Annotated in this window: 16 protein-coding genes; 10 read left to right on the top strand and 6 right to left on the bottom strand. The window is 70.6% G+C overall.

Annotation, left to right across the window (positions count from 1 at the left end; genetic code table 11):
- The first annotated feature begins 34 nt into the window (after positions 1-34).
- Together PU630_RS12475 and PU630_RS12470 are read left to right on the top strand one after the other, a co-directional pair.
- Positions 35-967 carry an ROK family protein gene (locus PU630_RS12475; protein ID WP_275277387.1) on the top strand — a complete coding sequence of 311 codons (933 nt, stop codon included), beginning with the start codon at positions 35-37 and terminating at the stop codon, positions 965-967.
- Positions 960-1,739, top strand: coding sequence for a glucosamine-6-phosphate deaminase (locus PU630_RS12470; protein ID WP_275277386.1), 780 nt, complete (start codon positions 960-962; stop codon positions 1,737-1,739). The genes PU630_RS12475 and PU630_RS12470 overlap by 8 nt, the downstream gene beginning before the upstream one ends.
- A gap of 139 nt (positions 1,740-1,878) precedes the next feature.
- Here PU630_RS12470 and PU630_RS12465 read toward each other — a convergent pair whose 3' ends face one another.
- From PU630_RS12465 to PU630_RS12450, 4 genes are all read right to left on the bottom strand, one after another.
- Entirely contained in the window at positions 1,879-2,319 is a 441-nt protein-coding gene (locus PU630_RS12465) for an NUDIX hydrolase (RefSeq protein WP_275277385.1), read from the bottom strand.
- A complete protein-coding gene (locus tag PU630_RS12460; protein ID WP_275277384.1) occupies positions 2,316-3,707 on the bottom strand; it encodes an FAD-binding oxidoreductase in 1,392 nt (463 codons plus the stop codon). Before PU630_RS12460 ends, PU630_RS12465 begins: the two co-directional genes overlap by 4 nt.
- On the bottom strand, positions 3,704-4,078 hold the full coding sequence (locus PU630_RS12455) for a YrdB family protein (RefSeq protein ID WP_275277383.1): 375 nt from the start codon (positions 4,076-4,078) through the stop codon (positions 3,704-3,706). Before PU630_RS12455 ends, PU630_RS12460 begins: the two co-directional genes overlap by 4 nt.
- A gap of 239 nt (positions 4,079-4,317) precedes the next feature.
- On the bottom strand, positions 4,318-6,171 hold the full coding sequence (locus PU630_RS12450) for a sigma-70 family RNA polymerase sigma factor (protein WP_275277382.1): 1,854 nt from the start codon (positions 6,169-6,171) through the stop codon (positions 4,318-4,320).
- Between the two features lie 373 nt (positions 6,172-6,544).
- Between PU630_RS12450 and PU630_RS12445 the strand changes: the two genes are divergently transcribed.
- Complete coding sequence (locus tag PU630_RS12445) at positions 6,545-7,585, top strand: LacI family DNA-binding transcriptional regulator (protein ID WP_275277381.1); 1,041 nt, start codon at positions 6,545-6,547, stop codon at positions 7,583-7,585.
- A gap of 13 nt (positions 7,586-7,598) precedes the next feature.
- Here the strand turns inward: PU630_RS12445 and PU630_RS12440 are convergent, their stop codons facing one another.
- Positions 7,599-8,657 carry a LacI family DNA-binding transcriptional regulator gene (locus PU630_RS12440; RefSeq protein ID WP_275277380.1) on the bottom strand — a complete coding sequence of 353 codons (1,059 nt, stop codon included), beginning with the start codon at positions 8,655-8,657 and terminating at the stop codon, positions 7,599-7,601.
- Between the two features lie 207 nt (positions 8,658-8,864).
- On the opposite strand from PU630_RS12440, the gene PU630_RS12435 reads away from it, so the two are divergent.
- Genes PU630_RS12435 through PU630_RS12405 form a run of 7 tightly spaced genes read left to right on the top strand, consistent with a single transcriptional unit; the run spans position 8,865 to position 18,516 of the window.
- Complete coding sequence (locus PU630_RS12435) at positions 8,865-10,187, top strand: ABC transporter substrate-binding protein (protein WP_275277379.1); 1,323 nt, start codon at positions 8,865-8,867, stop codon at positions 10,185-10,187.
- 24 nt (positions 10,188-10,211) lie between these two features.
- Positions 10,212-11,192 carry a carbohydrate ABC transporter permease gene (locus tag PU630_RS12430; RefSeq protein WP_275277378.1) on the top strand — a complete coding sequence of 327 codons (981 nt, stop codon included), beginning with the start codon at positions 10,212-10,214 and terminating at the stop codon, positions 11,190-11,192.
- Positions 11,189-12,055: a carbohydrate ABC transporter permease gene (locus tag PU630_RS12425; protein WP_275277377.1), complete on the top strand. Its 867-nt coding sequence runs from the start codon at positions 11,189-11,191 to the stop codon at positions 12,053-12,055. The genes PU630_RS12430 and PU630_RS12425 overlap by 4 nt, the downstream gene beginning before the upstream one ends.
- Positions 12,052-14,502 (top strand): glycoside hydrolase family 2 protein, encoded by a 2,451-nt coding sequence (locus PU630_RS12420; RefSeq protein ID WP_275277376.1) that lies wholly within the window; start codon positions 12,052-12,054, stop codon positions 14,500-14,502. The genes PU630_RS12425 and PU630_RS12420 overlap by 4 nt, the downstream gene beginning before the upstream one ends.
- Positions 14,499-15,455, top strand: a complete 957-nt coding sequence (locus PU630_RS12415; RefSeq protein ID WP_428981952.1) for a glycoside hydrolase family 113 — start codon at positions 14,499-14,501, stop codon at positions 15,453-15,455. The genes PU630_RS12420 and PU630_RS12415 overlap by 4 nt, the downstream gene beginning before the upstream one ends.
- Positions 15,452-16,390, top strand: coding sequence for an N-acetylglucosamine kinase (locus PU630_RS12410; protein ID WP_275277375.1), 939 nt, complete (start codon positions 15,452-15,454; stop codon positions 16,388-16,390). The genes PU630_RS12415 and PU630_RS12410 overlap by 4 nt, the downstream gene beginning before the upstream one ends.
- A complete protein-coding gene (locus tag PU630_RS12405; RefSeq protein WP_275277374.1) occupies positions 16,387-18,516 on the top strand; it encodes an alpha-galactosidase in 2,130 nt (709 codons plus the stop codon). The genes PU630_RS12410 and PU630_RS12405 overlap by 4 nt, the downstream gene beginning before the upstream one ends.
- Before the next feature lie 308 nt (positions 18,517-18,824).
- Here PU630_RS12405 and nagA read toward each other — a convergent pair whose 3' ends face one another.
- Complete coding sequence (nagA, locus tag PU630_RS12400) at positions 18,825-19,970, bottom strand: N-acetylglucosamine-6-phosphate deacetylase (protein ID WP_275277373.1); 1,146 nt, start codon at positions 19,968-19,970, stop codon at positions 18,825-18,827.

Below are 19,970 nucleotides of genomic sequence, written 5' to 3'. Positions count from 1 at the left end.
GGACGACAGCCGCCTCCCATGGGGAGGACGGCCGATGAGACTCGGGTTGGACATCGGCGGCACCAAGACCGACGCGGTCGCGGTCGACGCGCACGGCACGCTGGCCGGGCGGGTCCGCCTGGCCACCGGGTGGGGACCCGACGGCGTCGCGCGCACCGTGCTGGATGCGGTCGACGCACTGGTGGCGACGGGCGTGGACCGCGGTGCGATCACCTCGGTCGGGGTCGGGATGCCGGGGCAGGTGCATCCGGGATCGACCCACGTTCTGCACGCGGTGAACCTGGGCATCGCCGACTTCGACCTGGCGGCCGCGGTCGGCCCTCGACTGGGCGTGCCCGTGGGCGTGGAGAACGACGTGAAGGCGGCTGCCCTGGGGGCCGATGCCCTGCGCGGCGCGGCCGGCGGCACGATGGCCTACCTGAACCTGGGCACCGGCATCGCCGCGGGGATCGTCAGCGACGGCGTTCTGTGGCGCGGCGCGCACGGCACCGCCGGCGAGGTGGGGCACATCGCCGTCGACCCGCGAGGGCCGGCGTGCACATGCGGACAGCGCGGCTGCGTTGAGGCGCTGTCGGGCGGCGCGGCGATCGCGCGTCGATGGGGCAGGCCTTCACCCCTTCCCGTGGTGGACATGCTGGATGCCGCGGACGCGGGCGACGCCCGTGCGGTCGAGCTGCGCAGCGGGCTGATGGCCGGCGTGGCCGCCGCCGTGCGGATCCTCGTGCTCACCGCCGATGTCGACGTCGTCGTCATCGGCGGCGGCCTCAGCGGCCTGGGCGACCGGCTGCTGGGCGGCGTCGCCGCCGAACTGGAAGCAAGTGCCGCGGCATCCGATTTCATGCGCTCGCTGGGGTTGGTGCGTCGGATCCAGCTTCTGCCGTCGGGGTCGCCGGCCGCCGCGCTCGGCGCGGCGCTGGTGGGGTCGACGAGCGCACCGGAAACAAGGGAGACTGTCAAGCATGGCTGAAGTGATCATCGTTCCCGACGCCGCGGCGGCCGGCGCACTCGTCGCCGATGAGATCGCGTCGCTCATCGCGGCCGACCCCGAGGTGGTGCTGGGCCTGGCGACCGGTTCCACACCGCTGCCGGTGTACGAGGCGCTGCGCCCCCGGCTGGAGGGCGTCGACGTGTCGCGGGTGCGGGGGTTCGCGCTCGACGAGTACGTGGGCATCGACCCGCAGCATCCCGAAAGCTATCGCAACGTGATCCGGCGCGAGGTCGTCGAGCCCCTCGGCCTCACCCCCGAGCGCATCCACACGCCGAACGGGGCGCTGGAGACGATCGAGCACGCGGGCGACGACTACGAGCGGGCCATCGCCGCTGCCGGCGGTGTCGAGCTGCAGATCCTGGGCATCGGCACCGATGGGCACATCGGGTTCAACGAGCCGGGGTCATCGTTCGCGTCGTCCACGCGCGTGAAGACGCTCACCGAGCAGACCAAGCGCGACAACGCGCGCTTCTTCGACTCGATCGACCAGGTGCCGACGCACTGCATCACGCAGGGGCTCGGCACGATCCTGCACGCCCGCCACCTCGTGCTGCTGGCCTTCGGCGAGGGAAAGGCGCAGGCCGTGGCCGGCGCTGTGGAGGGCCCGGTCACCGCGTCGGTGCCGGGGTCGGCCATTCAGCTGCACCCGCGTGTGAGCGTCGTGGTGGACGAGGCGGCGGCGTCACGTCTGCGCTTCGCCGACTACTACCGCTACACCTGGGAGAACAAGCCCGCCTGGCAGGGGCTGTAAGAGGCAGGGCGGCAGAGACCCTTTTCTCTTCGCCTTCGCCTCGGGCGAGGAGATCTGCGGAGGCGAGGGCCAGAAGTCGCATTCCGGTCCTCGCCTCGTCCCTTCCCCTCGCCTCGGGCGAGGAGCGGGATGCCGCGGCTCAGAGCGCGGGCACGACGATCGGTCCGCTGCTCGTGTGCCGTGCCCGCCAGACGAGGGGGAGAAGGATGTCGCGGCTCAGCGGTGCGACCTGAAGCGTCTCGAGCTGATCGGCGGTGACCCAGCGGGCCTCGTCGATCTCGGCGGCCGGACGCACGGCCGCGGGGGCCAGGTGCAGGCTGAACGCATCGGCGATCACGTCGTGGCCTGCCTCGTTGGCCGCCGCGGCGTGGAACCGGCCCAGTTTGCGCAGCGCGCCGGCGCGCACCCGCACGCCGAGCTCCTCCTTCAGTTCGCGAATGAGCGTCTGCACCGGGTTCTCGCCCGGCTCGGGCTTGCCGCCCGGCTGCATGAAGTAGGCGGTGTCACGTTTTCGGACCAGGAGCGCACGGCCCCCGGCATCCATCACGACAGCGGCGCTGACATGGATCTTGGCGGTCATGGTGCGAACACCTTTCCGGGGTTGAGGATCCCCTGGGGGTCGAAGACGTCTTTGATGCGCCGCTGGAGCTCCCACTGGTCGTCGCCGAGCTCGGCGGCCAGCCACCTGCTCTTGAGCACGCCGATGCCGTGCTCGCCGGTGAGGGTGCCGCCCAGGCGCAGCGCGGCGCGGAAGAGATCGTCGGCTGCGGCCCAGATGCGCTGTGGCACCTCGGGCCCGTCGAAGATGAAGTTGGGGTGCAGGTTGCCGTCGCCCGCGTGCGCGACGGTCGGAATGGCCACACCGTGCTCGCGTTCGACGCGCGCTATCTCGTCGAACATCTCGGCAAGTCGGCTGCGCGGCACCGACACGTCTTCGATGAGCGTGGTGCCGAGTGTCTCCATCGCCGGATGCATCGACCGGCGGATCTGCAGGAGCCTCTCGCCCTCGGCTTCGTCGCGCGACATCTCGACGGTGCCGCCGGCGTCACACAGGACCTGCGCGATGGCGGTGGCCTCGTCGGCGGAGGTCGCGCCATCGGTCTGCACCGTGAGCTGGGCACCGCCGGCGGGCGGATCCAACTGCAGCAGCCGGTGCGCGGCGGCCAGGCATGTGGCATCCATCAGTTCCATCACCGACGGCTGCAGACCGGCCGCAGTGACCGCCGCGGAGGCGGCGGCGGCGGCGCGCACGTCGGGGAAGACCGCGGCGAGCGTGCGGACCTGACCGGGGACGAGGCGGCGCAGCTTGAGGGTCGCGCCGACGACGACCCCCAGCACGCCCTCCGAGCCGATGAAAAGGCTGGTCAGGTCGAGTCCGGTCACGCCCTTGACGCTGCGGTGTCCGGTGTGGATGAGGCGGCCGTCGGCCAGCACGACGTCGAGTGCCAGCACCGCGTCGCGGACGACACCGTACTTCGCGCACAGCAGGCCGCCGGCGCCGGTGGCGATGTTGCCGCCGACCGTCGAGATCGCGCGGCTGGCCGGGTCGGGCGCCCACCACACCCCGTACGGATGGAGCGCGTCGTTGAGGTCGGCGTTGAGGATGCCGGGCTCGACGACGGCCAGCAGGTCGTCGGGGCGCACCTCGAGGATGCTGTTCATCCCGCGCAGCGAGAGCGCGATCTCGCCGGTGCCGGTGTTGGCGCCGCCCGCCAGTCCCGTGCCGGCGCCGCGGGGCACGACGGGCGCGCCGGTGGCGGTCGCGATGCGCAGGACGGCCTGGACGTCGGCGATGGATGCCGCGTGCACGACCGCCAGCGGAGTGCCGGGCGCGGCGTGGCCCGACTTGTCGGCGCGTGCCGCGCTCAGCGCGTCGGGGGAGGTGTCGACCCGGTCGCCCAGGGCGTCACGCAGGCGGGTCAGGGTCTCGGTGCTGTCTGCACCGTCGGCCCCGCCCGGAGAGGTCATGCGAAGCGGCGGCGCCCTGCGATGACTCCGGCGGTGACGGCCACCACGGCGAACACCAGCCCGATCCAGGCCTGGCCCATATCCCACCAGGCGACCGTGGCGCTCAGATAGACGAGCAGCTCGACGATCGCGCGGACGAACGGATGCACGCGGATCACCGCGCGGGGCGACACGAACAGCGCCCACAGCAGGATCGCGATGACCGGGAGGCCGAGTCCGAAGACGACGTTCAGGGGGAACGCCCAGCCCGCGAAGCCCCAGAACGCGAGCGTGAAGAAGGCGAACAGCTCGCAGACGAGAGCGAGGATGTCGACCGCCGTCAGCGGGCTGCGCACGCCCGGCGTGGGCGCGGCCTGGTCGGGGGAGGACATGCCCCCATTCTACCCGGGCTCAGATCGGGGTTTCGCCGGGCGGTCTCGGGGCCGCGCGAGACGCCTCGGACCGCGACACGGCCCTACGCTGTGCCGCGATCGGTTTCTGCGTGCACAGGGTCGGGGATTCTCCCCGACACGCCGGTGTCCGCGTCCTGGTGGCGGCGGGTCGCCCGAGATCCCCGACGCTGTGTCCGCACGCGGGGCGCGTCGAGCGAAGAACGCAGCGGGCCGGCGGATCAGCCGCGGGACAGCCCGTGTCCGGCGAGAAGCGACAGCAGCGACGACGCGGTCGTCTGGCCGACCACATCGCCGTCGACGTACTGCGCGGCGATCGTGGTGTGCCACAGGCTTCTCCACGGCACCGTGACGTCGAGAGTCAGTACTCCGTCTTCTCCCACGCGCGCTTCGGCCGCGACCGAGCCGTCGACGAGGACGCGGACGGTCGCGCCCGGGGTGCCCGACAGCGTCAGCGCGATGACCGGCTTTCGGTGTGCGACGCCGTCGAGCTTCGCGCTCTCCAGCGTGGGGGCACCCTCGATCGCGGTGTCGTCAGGGTCGACATCCGGCGGCGTCTCGTCGGGATCGGTGATTCCGGTGCCGTCGCCCGGCGTCGGGTCGGGCGTGGGGTCGGGTTCTGCCGGCCTCGTCGGCGTCGGCGTCGGGTCGGTGGACGGCGACGGGTCGGTGGACGGCGACGGGCCGGGCTGCGGCTCCGCCGACTCACTCGGCGCTGGATCGGCGGGCTCGGCCGTCGCCGCGTCGGCATCGTCTTCGACCGGCGCGGCGGGCGTGACGACGACGGGATGCTGCGCTACCGGTGTCGGCGGGGCCTCGGGGCCGTCAGCGACCGGGGGCTGCGGCGTGGGCGTCGGCGACACAGGCGACACCGGCGGTGCGGGCGGTGCCGGCGGTGCAGGCTGCTCGGGTCTTTTCTCTTCGGGTGCGGACGGCAGATTTTCGGGGTCGGGCTCCTCACCGACGACGTTCGCGTTCGACGTGTCGGGCAGCGTCAGTGCCGTCGACGCCCCGGCCGCCGGATCGGAGGTCGATGCGGACAGAGCCCGCGGCACGACGACGGCCCCGACGGCGAGGGTTCCGACCACCAGCACCCCGGCGGTCACGAGCCCGGCCATGGTGCCCGCGCCTGCGAACAGCCCGCCCGATGTCGCTCCGGCCCCGCCGGCACTAGACGTCGATCCGCTCGCACCACCCGTGCCCGCCCCGACGACGACCGCTCCCTGCACGACGGCCGACGGCATCCCGGCCACCGCGGCGACCGGCGCGCCCAGCTGCAACCATGCGGCATACCCTGTCGCGCCGGCCCCGAGCACGAGCGGCAGCAGAACGAGCGCGAGCCGGTCGGAGACGTCCTTCGCCTCGGCGGCTACGATCGCGCAGCGCGCGCAATCATGGAGGTGGGTGTCGATCTTTCCGCGATCGCGCCTGCCGAGCGTGCCGCGCGCGTAGGCACCGAGGCGCTCGATCGTCCACTGGCAGTCGGAGCCGTCGGCCACGGACTGCAGGTGGGCCTGGATCCAGGCGGCGCGCAGCCCCTCGCGGGCCCGCACGGCCAACTGCGCCACCGCGTTCGCCTTCATTCCCAGCAGCGGGGCGATCGCCGCCGGCTTCATCTGCTCGATCTCGCTGTACCAGAGCACTTCTTGCCAGCGCGTCGGCAGGCTGCGGAATGCGCGATGGGTCAGACCGCGGTCAAGGGCGTCATCGACGGCCTGCTCTCCCGAATCGGGGTCGGGCACGGCATCCCACTCATCCGTCGCCGTCTCGCGACGCGCGCGTCCCCAGGCGGCGGCGGTGTTGCGGATGCTGGTGAAGAGGTAGGGGCGGAAGGCCCCGGTCGGTCCGCTTCCGCCGCGGATCGAGCGGTAGATGCGGGTATAGGCCTCTTGTACGAGGTCGTCGGCGTCGATCGACGACGTGACCGAGCGCGCCACCGCGATCCCCGAGGGATAGTGCCGTCGCCACAGTTCGCCGTAGGCATCGACGTCGCCCGCACGCGTGCGTTCGACGAGCTGGGCGTCGGCCGTCTCATCGAGCGCAGGGCGATGCGCGCCGCTGCGACGAGATCTCATCGTCTCTCCTGGGCGGGGTGGGGCGCCGGCTCGGGTAGCAGACGCAACCTCCATTGTGACCCAGAGACGCGTGAGACGCCATCCCCGGGGCCGTGGAATCCGGTGTCTTCGGGCGCAGCGGAATCTTTTTCGGAGAGTCGCGTCATGATCCGCCGTGCCCTGCGTCTCTCCAGGTGACAAACCTGTTCTCTTCCGGGGGGCGGAGTCCAGGTGGCTGTCACCCGAAGACAGTCACGAGGGGGCGGAAGCGCACCAGGGGGTCGGCTTCCGCCTCCTCGGTCGCGCATTCGCTGGGGAGGGATGCCGGGGACTGCGTGTCGGGGGTCCGGTGGGGCGGGTCCCCGACACCGCGCGGCGCGATTAGGGTGCCAATGTGCCATCCATTTCGCCGCGCTCATCCGGCCGGGTCACGATCTCGGACATCGCCGAGCGCGTCGGCGTCTCGATCAGCGCGGTCTCGTTCGCGCTCAACGGCCGAAAGGGCGTTTCGGAGCAGACCCGTGCCCGGGTGCGGCAGGTGGCCGACGAACTCGGGTGGGCGCCGGCCAGCGCGGCCCGGTCGCTGGCCGAGGCGCGGACCGAGACCTTCGGCCTGGTGCTGGCACGCGATCCCGACACCCTCGGCGTCGAGTCGTTCTACATGCAGTTCCTAGCCGGCATCGAGTCCGAGCTCGCCTCCCGCTCGTACAGCCTGCTGCTGCAGGTGGTCCCGACCCCCGAGCACGAACTCGCCACGCACCGCAAGTGGCGCAACTCGCGTCGCGTCGACGGGGTGATGCTCGTGGATGTCACGCTCGACGACCCGCGCATCCCGCTGTTCCGCGAAGACGGTGCGCTGCCGTGCGTCGTGGTCGGCGACCCTTCGGTGTCGGGCGGGTTGCCCACCGTGTGGACCGACGACGCGTCGTCGATGCGCGAGGCCGTCCGGTCGCTGGCCGCGCTCGGCCATCGGCGCATCGCGCGGGTGTCGGGCCTGGCACCTCTGGCGCACACCCGCATCCGCGACGACGCCTTCACCGACGAGACGCGGGCGCTGGGTCTCGAGCCGGTGCTGCTGCGCACCGACTACACACCCGAGAGCGGGGCCGTCGCGACCCGCGAGGCGCTGCGCGCCGCCGAGCGACCGACCGCCTTCGTCTACGACAACGACATCATGGCGGTCGCCGGAATGTCAGCGGTCTGGGAGTGCGGCCTGCGCGTGCCCGACGAGGTGTCGATCATCGCGTGGGACGACTCGGTGCTCTGCGAACACACCTACCCGCCGCTGACCGCGCTCAGCCACGACGTCGTCGGGTTCGGCGCCCATGTCGCCCGCCGGCTGTTCGACGTCATCGACGGCGCTGAGCCGGCGGCCTTCTTGGATTCGACGCCCGCCCTGCGCGAGCGCGGCTCGACGGCGGCCCCGGTGCGCTGACCGGGCGGGCGGATCAGCGCTCGGGTGGACGCTCGCCGCTGCCCCGACGGATGAGCCAGGTCGGCAGTTCGACCCGCGTCGTGAATCCGGCCGGGTCAGCCATGCGCTCCAGGGCCAGCCGCGCCGCGGCCCTGCCCATCTCGACCGGATCGTGTGCGATCACCGACACGCCGAGCACGTCGGCGGTGTCGAAGTCGTCGAACCCGATGAGGGCGGGTGGATGCCGCAGCCCGCGCATCGCGCGGAGGGCAGCCACGCATGCCCGGTTGTTGCCGGCGACGATCGCGGTCGGCGCCTCCCGGGCGCACAGCAGTTCGCGAACGGTGTCTTCGAGCGGGATCGACATGTCATCGAGGAGCACCTCGTGCCTGCCGTCGACGGGGAGTCCGGCATCCCGGAGTGCGTCACGATAGCCCTGCACGCGTTCGAGCTGTGTGTAGACCGACGCGGGATTGCAGACATAGGCGATGTCGCGATGCCCGTGGACGATGAGCGACGCGGTCGCGGTGTGCGTGCCGGTGCGATTCTCGAGCACTATAGCGTCAGCGACGAGGTTGCGGGCCGGGCGGTCGATGGCGATGACCGGCGTGCCCAACTGGCGCTCGCCTTCGAGATACGACTGGTCATCGCCGACGGGGATCATCAGCAGCGCGCCCACGCGCTGCGCGAGGAGGGCGTCGGCGACATGCTCCTCGCCGTCAGGGGAGTCGTCGGTGGTGGCGACGATGAGCGGGGAGCCGTGCGCGGCGAGCTCGCGTTCGATCCCGGCGGCGATGCCGTAGTAGAAGGGGTTGAGCAACTCACCCATGATGAACCCGATCGTCTTCGACGGGCCGCCGCGGCGCAGGCTGCGCGCGAGCGAGTTCGGCCGGAAGCGCAGCCGCTTGGCCGCCGACAGCACCCGCTCGACGGTCTCGGCCGAGACCCGGTCACGCTGCGCGTACACGCGCGAGACCGTCTTCGCACTCACTCCGGCGAGCTTCGCGACGTCGGCCAGGGTCGCGCGCGACTGCACGGTCACCCGCAGCCACCGGTGCGCGCGGCATCCCGCCCCGATGACGGCGTGGGACATTCGACGGACATTTGCGACCTCGATTCTTCATTACGCCTCGTAAAAGCACTGGTCACGGCAAAATCCATGCGCCCGATGGTGTCGTGGACACAATCGGACAGCGATGACATAAAGCGCTTTACTTTCGGGACATTACGCCCTAGCGTGGTCGCCGACAACCCCGCCGGAACGATCCGAGGGCGGGGCCGCATACAAGGGAGTATTCACATGGCAAGACGCAAGGCAGTGCTCGGCCTTGTCGGTATCGCCGCGGTCGCGGGGTTCGCTCTCACCGCGTGCGCGGGAGGCTCTGCGGCCTCCAATGCCGATAACACGATCGACGGAAAGCCCTCGGGTGACATCAAGGTCGTGACGTGGCGCACCGATCTGCTTCAGGACGGCACGTACGACAAGTGGATCAAGGAGTTCAACAAGACGTACCCCGACGTCACCGTCAAGGTCGAGGGCATCACCGACTACGCCAACGAGATGCTCACGCGCATGAGCACGAAGAACTTCGGCGACGTCATCGGCATTCCGACGATCCAGCCCAGTCAGTTCAGCCAGTTCCTTGAGCCGCTGGGTAAGACCAGCGACTTCGAAAGCAAATACCGCTTCCTCTCGGGCGCCAGCTACGACGGCACGCAGTACGGCATCGCCTGGGGCGGCAACGCCAACGGCATCGTCTACAACAAGAAGGTCTGGAACGAGGCGGGGATCACCTCCCTGCCCAAGACCGAGGAGGAATGGCTCGCCGACCTCACGAAGATCAAGGACAACACCGACGCCATCCCGCTCTACACGAACTACAAGGACGGCTGGCCGCTGTCGCAGAGCTTCGGCAACCTCGGCGCCATCACCGACAACCCTGACGCGCAGACCGACATGGCACACGACAAGGCGCCCTGGACGCAGGGGAGCGACGTGTACGCGATCGACTCGCTGCTGTATGACTCGGTGGCCGCGGGCCTGACCGAGAAGGACCCGCTCACCACGAACTGGGAGCAGTCGAAGGTCGACCTCGGCACCGGCAAGATCGGTGCGATGACGCTCGGATCGTGGGCGATCTCGCAGATGCAGGCTGCGGCCACCGACAACGGCGCCTCGGCGGACGACATCGGCTACATGGCGTTCCCGGCGAACGTCGACGGTCAGCAGTACGCGGTGATCGGCGGCGACTACAACCTCGCCGTCAGCAAGTACTCGAAATCGAAGGCCGCCGCGTGGGCGTTCATCCAGTTCCTCGTGAACGACTCGGGCTACACCGACGACCAGGGCATGATCTCCACCCTCAAGGACGCGGACCTGCCCAAGAACCTGCAGGACTTCGAGACCGCGGGCGTCAAGCTCGTGGAGCTCAACCCGGCTCCGCAGGGGCAGGAGAGTCTGCTCAGCGACATCGCCAACGACTCGAAGGTCGACATCAACGGGCAGATCTACCGGCAGAAGCTCATCGACATCGCGCGCGGAGCTGCCGACGGCGACAAGGCGAGCTACTTCGCCGAGCTGAACAAGGCCTGGGGCGCTTCCGTCGAGAAGCTCGCCAAGTGAGATGAGGGCGGCGGAGACATGGTGATGCAGACCTCCAGAACGGACCATCCGACGGCCACTGCCGCCCTCATCGCGCCCGGCCGGGCGCGCCGGTTCCGCGGCCGATCCCGCAGAACCGGCCGCTCCGGCCGGCACGCGGGCAGCCTTCTCCGACGGCTCACCCCGTGGTACTTCCTCGCGATCGGGGTCGGGCTGCTGCTGCTGTTCACGTACTGGCCCGCGGTGAACCTCGTCTACTACTCCTTCACCGACTGGGACGGCATCGACCAGACGAAGAACTTCGTCGGGCTCCAGAACTACATCGACGTGTTCACCGACCCGAGCATCTTCCGGGTCTTCTTCGTGAGCCTCTACTATTTCGCCGCCTCGTTCGCGCAGATGGCCATCGCGCTGTATTTCGCGACGATCCTCAGCTTCCGCACCCGGTTCTCGAACCTGTTCCGCGGCATCCTCTTCTTCCCCTACCTCATCAACGGCGTCGCTATCGGTTTCGTGTTCCTCTACCTGTTCCAGCCCGGCGGCACGCTCGACACCGTGCTGTCGTGGTTCGGGGTGGGCGATCCGCCCCAGTGGCTGGGCGACCCGAACCTGGTGAACTGGTCGCTGGCGGGCACGAGCGTGTGGCGCTACACCGGCATGAACTTCGTGCTGTTCCTCGGCGCGATCCAGTCCCTGCCGCACGAGCTGTACGAGGCGGCCGAGCTCGACGGCGCCAGCCGGTGGCAGCAGTTCTGGGCCATCATCCTCCCCGGAATCCGGCGAGTGGTCGGCCTCAGCTTCATCCTCGCGATCTCGGGCAGCCTGTCGGTCTTCGAGATCCCGTTCATCATGACCGGCGGCGCGAACGGGTCGTCGACGTTCGTGATCGAGACGATCCAGACTGCCTTCACCTTCCGCGGGGTGGGCCTGGCCTCGGCGATGGCGGTGGTCCTGCTGATGATCGTGCTGATCGTGACATGGATCCAGCGAAAAGTGTTCCCCGACGAGAAAGTGGACCTGACATGACCATCGCCACCCGGCCTCGCAGCGGGCTGACCCCGGCCATGCGGCTGCGGTCGATGTCTGCCCAGACCGCGAAGTACACGAGCCTGATCGTGGCCAGCGTCGTGACGCTGCTGCCGCTGACGGTCGTGTTGTTCGCCAGCCTGAAGAGCGCCAAGGAGTACGCGGCGACCGGCCCGTTCACTCCGCCGCAGAACTGGTTCGACCTCGACAACTTCGTGACCGCCTTCACCAACGGTGCGATGCTCGAGGGCTTCATCAACACGGCCATCGTGCTCGCGGTGTCGCTGGTGGGAACCGTTTTCATCGGCACGATGGCCGCGTACGCCCTGGACCGCTTCGCGTTCCGTGGCAAGAAGCTCGTCATGGGCCTGTTCCTGGTCGCGACGCTGATTCCCAGCGTCACCAGCCAGGTCGCCACCTTCCAGCTGATCAACGGGATGGGCCTCTACGACACCAAGGCGGCGCTGATCCTGCTGTTCATGGGCACGGACGTCATAGCCCTGTACCTGTTCATCCAGTTCATGCAGTCGATCCCGATCTCGCTCGACGAGGCCGCGATGATCGACGGCGCCAACCGCTGGACGATCTACTGGCGGGTCGTGCTGCCGCTGCTCAAGCCCGCGATCGCCACCGTGATCATCATCAAGGGCATCGCCGTCTACAACGAGTTCTACGCGGCCTTCCTCTACCTGCCGTCGCAGGGGTTCATCTCGACGTCGCTGTTCCGATTCAAGGGCCCCTTCGGCGCGCACTGGGAGATCATCGCCGCCGGAACCATCATCGTCATCATCCCGACCCTGGTCGCCTTCCTGTTCCTGCAGAAGTGGATCTACAAGGGTCTGACCTCCGGAGCCGTCAAGTGACTTCAGCATCCACCGTCCAGCGTCGCCTCCTGCACGAGGGGTGGTCGCTGCGTGCCGTGGCCGGCCCCGTTCCCGCGGAGGTGGGGGATGCCGCAGTCCCGGCCGTCGTGCCGGGAGTGGTGCACCTCGACCTCATGCGCGAAGGGCTCATCCCCGACCCGTATCTCGATGACAATGAGGCGCTGCTGGCCTGGATCGGGCTGACGGACTGGACCTACGAGACGGAATTCGAGGTGTCGGCCGACGCGGTGGGCGGACGCCGGCACGAGCTCGTGTTCGACGGGCTCGACACCGTTGCGACCGTCACGCTGAACGGCTCCGAGATCGCCCGGGTGCAGAACCAGCACCGCACGCATCGCATCGACGTCACCGGGGTTCTGCGGGCCGGCACGAACCACCTGGTCGTCGCGTTCCGCAGCCCGGTGAAGTACGCCGACGCGCAGAGCCTTGTCTACGGGCCGCGCCCGCGGCCATACCCGACCCCGTACGAGGCCATCCGCAAATCGGCGTGCAGCTTCGGCTGGGACTGGGGGATCGTCACCGCAACGAGCGGCATCTGGCGGCCGGTGCGCCTCGAGTCATGGGCGAGCGCGCGGCTGGGCGATGTGCGCGTGGTAGCAACGCCGGCAGGCGACGACGGCCGCGTCGAGGTCACCGCCTGCGTCAGCCGGGCCGACGAGACGCCGCTGCGTCTCGTGGTCGATGTGGCCGGGGCATCCACCGCCGTCGGCATTCCGGCGGGCGACACCGACGCGACCGCTGTCGTCGAGCTCGACCACGTCGAGCGCTGGTGGCCCGCCGGCCACGGCGCGCAGCCGCTCTACGACGTGCACGTCGCGCTGCAGGCGGGCGCCGACACGATCGATAAGACCACGCGCCGGGTCGGGTTCCGCACGCTGTGCTGGGAGATGACGCCGGATGCCGCAGGCACCCCGTTCCAGCTGATCGTCAACGGTCGACCGATCTTCGTGAAGGGAGTGAACTGGATTCCCGACGACGCCTTCCCGAGCCGCGTCGACCGCGAGCGTTACGCGCGCCGGCTCGGCCAGGCGCGTGCGGCCCACGTCAACCTCGTGCGGGTATGGGGTGGCGGTGTCTACGAGTCCGACGACTTCTACGATGTGTGCGACGAACTGGGGCTGCTGACCTGGCAGGACTTCCTCTTCGCGTGCGCCGCGTACCCCGAGGAGGAGCCGCTGCGCAGCGAGATCGCGGCCGAGGCCCGGCAGAACGTCGACCGCATCGCGCACCATGCATCGCTGGCGCTGCTGTGCGGCAACAACGAGAACATCTGGGGCCACGAGGAGTGGGGCTGGGACGAGCTGCTCGACGGGCGCACGTGGGGCGAGCACTACTACCGTGAGCTGCTGCCGGCGATCGTCGCCGAGCGTGCGCCGCACGTGCCGTACATACCTGGCAGCCCCTTCAGCCCCGACGAGGCACGGCACCCGAACGATGAGGCCCACGGGTCGGTGCATCTGTGGGAGCAGTGGAACCAGCGCGACTGGCCGACCTACCGTGAGCACACACCGCGCTTCGTCGCCGAGTTCGGGTGGCAGGGGCCCCCGGCCTGGTCGACGCTGACGCGGGCGGTGAGCGACGACCCGCTGACCCCCGAGTCGCCGGGCATGATCGTGCATCAGAAGGCGCTCGACGGCAACACCAAAATGAGCCGCGGGCTGGTCGCGCATTACCGGGTGCCCGTTGAGATGGGGCGCTGGCACTGGGCGATGCAGCTGAACCAGGCGAATGCGGTGACGGCGGCGCTGGACTGGTTCCGCGCCCACGCCCCGCACACCTCGGGGGCGATCGTCTGGCAGCTCAACGACTGCTGGCCGGTCACCTCATGGGCGGCGATCGACGGTGACGGGCACGAGAAACCGCTGTTCTTCGCGCTGCAGAACGCTTTCGCGCCGCGGGTCGTGGTCATCGAGCCCGACGGCGACGGCCTGGCCGCCGTGCTGGGCAATGACACCGACGAGCCGTGGGAGGGTGAAGTGATCGTCACCCGGCGCGACTTCGACGGTGGTTTGCTCGCCCAGGTGCGGGCCGCGGCATCCCTCCCTCCGCGCACCTCGCAGACGCTGCCGATCGCAGCCACGGTGGCGACGGCGGGGGATGCTGCAGCAGAACTCCTCGTCGTCGAAGCCCTCGACACGCGGGGCGTGTGGTTCTTCGCCGAGCCGCGTGACAGTTCGCTCGCAGCCCCTCGAGCGCGGGTGGCGGTGCAGCCCGCCGGTGACGGGTTCGACGTGACCGTGACCGCCGAAGGGCTGCTGCGCGACGCCACGCTGCTTGTCGACCCGCTCGCGCCGACGGCCAGGGTCGATCGCGGACTTGTGACGCTGCTGCCGGGTGAAGCGGCCGTCTTCCGCGTGAGCGGTGTCGACACCCTCGACGCGGATGCCGCAGCGAGCGTGCTGCGCAGCGGAAACGAGCTGATGTGAGCGAGCTGCTGAGCGAACCCGTCTGCGGGATGACCTGGGGCTGGGTCGGCACCCGTGGCACCTGGGACACCCCCGAAGCCGCCGCGTCGATGCGTGCGATGAGCGAGCGCTGCGTGACCTGGACCGCTCTCGCGTACGCGGCGGAGCAGGAGACGCCGTTCTCGACCGCGATCCCTTTCGAGCGCGGGCCCGCCGTCACCGATGCCGAGATCGTTCACGCTGTCCGCGCCGCGCACGGGCTCGGGCTGAAGGTGTGCCTGAAGCCGGTGGTCAACGTCGCCGACGGCACCTGGCGTGCGCACATCGGGTTCTTCGACCAGGACGTGCCCGGCGAGCCGACATGGTCCGACTGGTTCGAGGAGTACCGGCGCTTCATCGTGCACGCCGCCGGCATCGCCGAGGCCGAGGGCTGCGAGATGCTCTGCATCGGCTGCGAGATGGTGCGTGCTGACGGGCAGGAGGCGCACTGGCGGCGGCTGATCGCCGAGGTGCGCGAGGTGTACCGCGGGCCGATCACCTACAACTGCGACAAGTATCAGGAGGATCGCGTCACCTGGTGGGACGCCGTCGACGTCATCTCGTCGAGCGGGTACTACCCGATCGACCAGTGGGAAGCACAGCTCGACCGGATCGAGCGGGCCGTGGCATCCACCGGCAAGCCGTTCTTCTTCATGGAGGCGGGCTGTCCCTCGCGGGAGGGATCGCCCGCCCGGCCCAACGACTGGAGCCTGGCCGGCGCACCATCGGGCGACGAACAGCTGCGGTACTACCGCGCGATGTTCGAGGCGGTGCGCGCCCGCGAGTGGGTGCGCGGACTCATGCTGTGGGACTGGCCGGCGACCCTCTATCCGCTCGATGAGGCGGCCGAGAACGACGACTACTGCCCGTACGGCAAACCCGCCGACGCCTACATGGCTGAGCAGTATGCGGCGTGGGCGAAGGAGAGCGCATGAGCGCGGGAACGGTCATCGCCCTCGACGCGGGGCAGACCGGCGTAAAGGCGCACGTCACTGCTCACGGCGTGGTGCGCGATCAGACGCTGCCCGGTGTACGCACCGACCGGCCGCTGGTGCCGCAGATCGCCGAGATCGCGCGGGCGCTGACGCCTGACGACGAGCCGCTCGTCGCGCTCGCCGCGGGGGTGTCGGGGCTGACGCAGCTCGAGGCCGACGCGTCTCCGCTGCAACGGGCGCTGGGCGGGCACGCGCGTGTGGTGCTTGCGCACGACTCCGTCACCGCATACCTGGGCGCGCTCGGCGAACGCCGCGGCGCCGTGGTCGCGTCGGGCACCGGCGTGGTCACGCTCGCCGTCGGCCGCACGAAGGTCTCGCGCGTGGACGGGTGGGGCAACATCATGGGCGATGCCGGCAGCGCGTACTGGATCGGCCGGGAGGGGCTGGATGCCGCGATGCGGGCATTCGATGGACGCAGCACCCCCACGGTGCTCACGGATCTCCTGCGCGAGCAGTGGCCGGACCCGTCGCAGGCGTACACGCAGTTGCAAGCCGATCCCGACCGGGTGCGGCTCGTCGCAGGGTTCGCCGAGGCGGTGACCGATGCCGCGGCCGACGACACGGTGGCCGCCCGCATCTGTCTGGCCGCGGCGCGCGAGCTCGCGCACTCGGCCACGGCGGCGCTGGGCAACGTGGCCGAGCCCGGTGACGACGCGGTGCGGGCGGTGAGCGCCATCGGAGGCGTGTTCCGGTCCGCGCTGATCCTGAGGCGGTTCACCGAGCTGGTCGGCGAGGCGCGCCCCGCAATCGAGCTGTGTGCCCCAGCCGGTGACGGGCGCGACGGGGCCGTGGCGCTGCTGGGGCTCGGCAGGGGGCATCCCCTGTACGCTCACGTGAGTGTCGCCGAGACGCCGGTGGCTGAGAGGACAGCATGACGGACGTGTTCGAGCTGGCGCGCGACGGTGTCTCCGTGGTGGTGGATGCCGCACACCCGGGCCTCCCCCGGATGCTGCACTGGGGCGCGGCCCTGGGTATCGAGGACGACGCGCTCGAGACGCTCGGCACCGCGCTGGATCGACAGACCGCACCCGGCACGCTCGATGCGGCCTGGGACGCGACGCTCCTGCCCGACGAGGGCGACGGGTTCAGCGGGCGGCCGGGACTGCAGCTGCGGCGGAGCGGAGTTCTGCTGCGCACGCGCTGGCAGCTCGATGCGCTCACGCACGACGAGACGCAGTGCACTGTCGAGGCCGTCGATGACGTTGCGAGGCTGCGGCTGCGCGTAGAGATCGAGGTCGTCGCCGGCGGCGTCGTGTGGGTGCGCGCCGTGTTGCGCAACCACGGCGACGAGCCGGTCGACGTCGACTGGCTCGAGCCGAGCCTGCCGGTGCCGACGACGACCTCGCACACGCTCACGTTCGACGGTCGGTGGTCGCGAGAGAAGCGGCCGACGGTTTCTGCCATGCCGCCCGGCGCGACCGTGCGCCAGACCCGGCGCGGACGCCCCGGTCACGACGCGACCACGATGCTCGTCGCGAGCGTCGGTGAGCCGCAGTGGGCGTCGGGCTCGGTCTGGGGCGTGCACGCTGCGTGGCCGGCCGACACCTCGTACCGTCTGGACCGCGTCACCGACCAGCTCACGCGCATCGGCGCCGGCGAGCTCCTGCGGCCGGGCGAGATCACGCTCGCGGCCGGCGACGAGTATGCGGCACCGGCTGTCGCGTTCGTGTTCTCCGCCGACGGCATGGACGGGCTGGCCGCCCGCACCCACACGATGCTGCGGGCCCGGCCGCGGCATCCCGTCTCTCCGCGTCCTCTCACGCTCAACACCTGGGAGGCCGTCTACTTCGACCACGATCCCGCGCGGCTGCGGGCGCTCGCCGAACGCGCGGCGGCTCTCGGCTTCGAGCGGTTCGTGCTCGACGACGGCTGGTTCGCCGGGCGCCGCGACGACACCACGAGCCTCGGTGACTGGGTCGTCGACCGCACCGTGTGGCCCGAGGGGCTGGCGCCCCTGGCCGACCGGGTGCACGAGCTGGGCATGCAGTTCGGGCTGTGGTTCGAGCCCGAGATGGTCAGCCTCCGCTCGGACGTCGCCCGCGCGCATCCTGATTGGCTGCAGCACGATCCGCGACACCTCGACCACGCCGCCGAGCTCTCGTGGCGGACGCAGTACGTGATGGACCTGGCGAACCCCGACGCCTACGCCCACGTGTTCGGGCAGATCGACGCGCTCGTGGGCAAGCTCGGCATTGACGCGATCAAGTGGGACCACAACCGCGACCTCGTCGAGAGCGTGCACGAGGGGCGACCCGGTGTGCACGCGCAGACGCTTGCGTTCCTCCGGATGGTCACCGAGCTGAAGAGCCGGCACCCCGGCCTGGAGATCGAGTCGTGCTCATCGGGCGGTGCACGCACCGACCTGGGCGCGCTCTCGGTCTGCGACCGGGTGTGGGCGAGCGACTCCAACGACCCGGTCGAACGACAAGACATCCAGCGCTGGACGGGTCTGCTGCTGCCGCCCGAACTCGTCGGCGCGCACGTCGGGCCGGCGGTCTCGCACAGCTCGGGGCGCGCGACCGACCTTTCGTACCGGTTGGCGACGAGCTTGATGGGCTCGGCCGGCTTCGAATCGGACCTGTTCGCGCTCGACGAGGCCGAGAGCGACCGGGTGGCGGCGTTCGCCGGGCTGTACAAGCGACTGCGTGCCGTCGTGCACTCGGGACGCACCTCGCACCCGGAGCTGCGCGATCCGGCGTGGCGGGTGACGGCGTTCACAGCGCCGGAGGCCGCAGCCGCCGTGGTCGTGGCGGCCACCGTCTCCTCCCTCGAAGACGCCCGCGCCGAGCGACTGCGGCTGCGCGACCTTGCGGAGGATAGGGTCTACCGCGTGCGCGTGTGCGACGAGATCGGCACGGCGCAGCACGGCTGGATCGCGCCGCCGTGGTTCTCGGCCGGCGAGATCCAGCTGCCCGGCGCGGTGCTGCGTGAGGTCGGGTTGCAGCTGCCCACGCTGTGGCCGGTGCAGGCGTTCGTGCTCGAGGTGGCCGCGGTCGCGTAGTCGCGGCGCCGGCCGGCGGGCCGGCGCGGCTTGGGCCCGCTGTGGCTCGGGCAGACGGTGCGGCTCGGGTCGGCCGGCACGGCTCCGGCCGGTGCGGCGCCGGCCTCCCCTCTCCGCGAGAACACGCCCGTGCACGCTTTGAGCGCACGAGAGCGTGCACGGGCGTGTTCTCGCGCATGTCGTGGCCGGCGCTCGCGGATGACGCGGCCGGCGGCTGCGGATGACGCGGCCCGCGCTCGCGGACGGCGTGGCCGGCGCTCGCGCATGACGTCGCCGGCCGCGAAGGTGCGCGACGGCGACGGCGCGGGTCAGGCCGGTGTGCCGTCCACCCAGACCCGCTGCGCGGTCAGGTGTTCGTCCAGCAGCACGGCGTCGGCCGCATGGCCGGGGGTGAGGGCTCCGAAACGGTCGGCGACGCCGACGGCCCGGGCGGGCACGATCGTGGCGGCGGCGATGGCGGCAGGCAGCGGCATCCCGACCTCGTGCACCATCAGGCGGATGGCGGCATCCTGCGTGAGGGTCGAGCCCGCGATCGCGCCGCCCTCGGTGAGCCGTGCGACACCGTCGACGACGGTCACGGCGAGTCCGCCGAGCGAGTATGCGCCGTCGGGGGCGCCGGCGGCGGCCATCGCATCGGTGATGAGGGCGACACGGCCGGGGGCGCCGGTCGTCAGGAGCCGGATCACATCGGGATGCACGTGCACCCCGTCGGCGATGACCTCGAGCGTGACACGCTCGTCTCCCAGCGCGGCCAGTACCGGGCCGGGGTCGCGGTGGTGGATGTCGTGCATCGCGTTGAACGCGTGGGTGAGGATCGTCGCGCCGGCGTCGAACGCCGCCTGAGCCGCGGTCTCATCGGCGTCGGTGTGTCCGACGGCGACCGCGACGCCTGCGGTGGTGAAGCGTCGCACCGCCTCCAGGCCGCCGGGCAGTTCGGGGGCCAGGGTGATCTGCCGGATGGTGCCCGCACCGGCATCGAGCAGACGGGCGATGGATGTCGCATCCGGCGTGCGCAGCAGCGACGGCGTGTGCGCGCCCTTGTGCCCGATGTCGAGAAACGGTCCCTCGAGGTGTGTGCCGAGGATCGTCGTGTCGTGCGCCATCAGCTGCGCGATGTCCGTGACGCGCGCGACGAGATCGTCGATCGAGGAGGTCACCAGCGAGAGCACCGCGCGGGTCGTGCCGTGCGCGCGATGCACCGCGCGGGCCGTCGCGATCGCCTCGGCGCCGTCGTCGAACGCTGCGCCGCCGCCGCCGTGGCCGTGGATGTCGACGAATCCGGGCGTCAGCCACGCACCGCCGGCATCGTCGGTGTCGCGCGGCGCCAGTTTGCGCCAGTCGTCGCCTGTGCCCATACCCGCGACCGTGCCGTCCTCGAACGCGACCCAGGCGTCGTCGGTCGTCTGGCCCTCGTCGACGAGGCGGGCGGAGTGGATGACGCGGTCGACGCTCAT

It is taken from the genome of Microbacterium horticulturae (assembly GCF_029094505.1).
Lineage (GTDB): Bacteria > Actinomycetota > Actinomycetes > Actinomycetales > Microbacteriaceae > Microbacterium > Microbacterium horticulturae.
This window is presented reverse-complemented; position numbering and strand designations above follow the sequence as displayed.

Excerpts from the sequence above, each read along its gene's own strand:
- PU630_RS12455 (WP_275277383.1), bottom strand. The coding sequence starts at position 4,078 with ATGTCCTCCCCCGACCAGGCCGCGCCCACGCCGGGCGTGCGCAGCCCG.
- PU630_RS12405 (WP_275277374.1), top strand. The coding sequence starts at position 16,387 with ATGACGGACGTGTTCGAGCTGGCGCGCGACGGTGTCTCCGTGGTGGTG.
- PU630_RS12410 (WP_275277375.1), top strand. The coding sequence starts at position 15,452 with ATGAGCGCGGGAACGGTCATCGCCCTCGACGCGGGGCAGACCGGCGTA.
- nagA (WP_275277373.1), bottom strand. The coding sequence starts at position 19,970 with ATGAGCGTCGACCGCGTCATCCACTCCGCCCGCCTCGTCGACGAGGGC.
- PU630_RS12450 (WP_275277382.1), bottom strand. The coding sequence starts at position 6,171 with ATGAGATCTCGTCGCAGCGGCGCGCATCGCCCTGCGCTCGATGAGACG.
- PU630_RS12430 (WP_275277378.1), top strand. The coding sequence starts at position 10,212 with ATGCAGACCTCCAGAACGGACCATCCGACGGCCACTGCCGCCCTCATC.
- PU630_RS12470 (WP_275277386.1), top strand. The coding sequence starts at position 960 with ATGGCTGAAGTGATCATCGTTCCCGACGCCGCGGCGGCCGGCGCACTC.
- PU630_RS12465 (WP_275277385.1), bottom strand. The coding sequence starts at position 2,319 with ATGACCGCCAAGATCCATGTCAGCGCCGCTGTCGTGATGGATGCCGGG.
- PU630_RS12475 (WP_275277387.1), top strand. The coding sequence starts at position 35 with ATGAGACTCGGGTTGGACATCGGCGGCACCAAGACCGACGCGGTCGCG.
- PU630_RS12425 (WP_275277377.1), top strand. The coding sequence starts at position 11,189 with ATGACCATCGCCACCCGGCCTCGCAGCGGGCTGACCCCGGCCATGCGG.
- PU630_RS12460 (WP_275277384.1), bottom strand. The coding sequence starts at position 3,707 with ATGACCTCTCCGGGCGGGGCCGACGGTGCAGACAGCACCGAGACCCTG.
- PU630_RS12435 (WP_275277379.1), top strand. The coding sequence starts at position 8,865 with ATGGCAAGACGCAAGGCAGTGCTCGGCCTTGTCGGTATCGCCGCGGTC.
- PU630_RS12440 (WP_275277380.1), bottom strand. The coding sequence starts at position 8,657 with ATGTCCCACGCCGTCATCGGGGCGGGATGCCGCGCGCACCGGTGGCTG.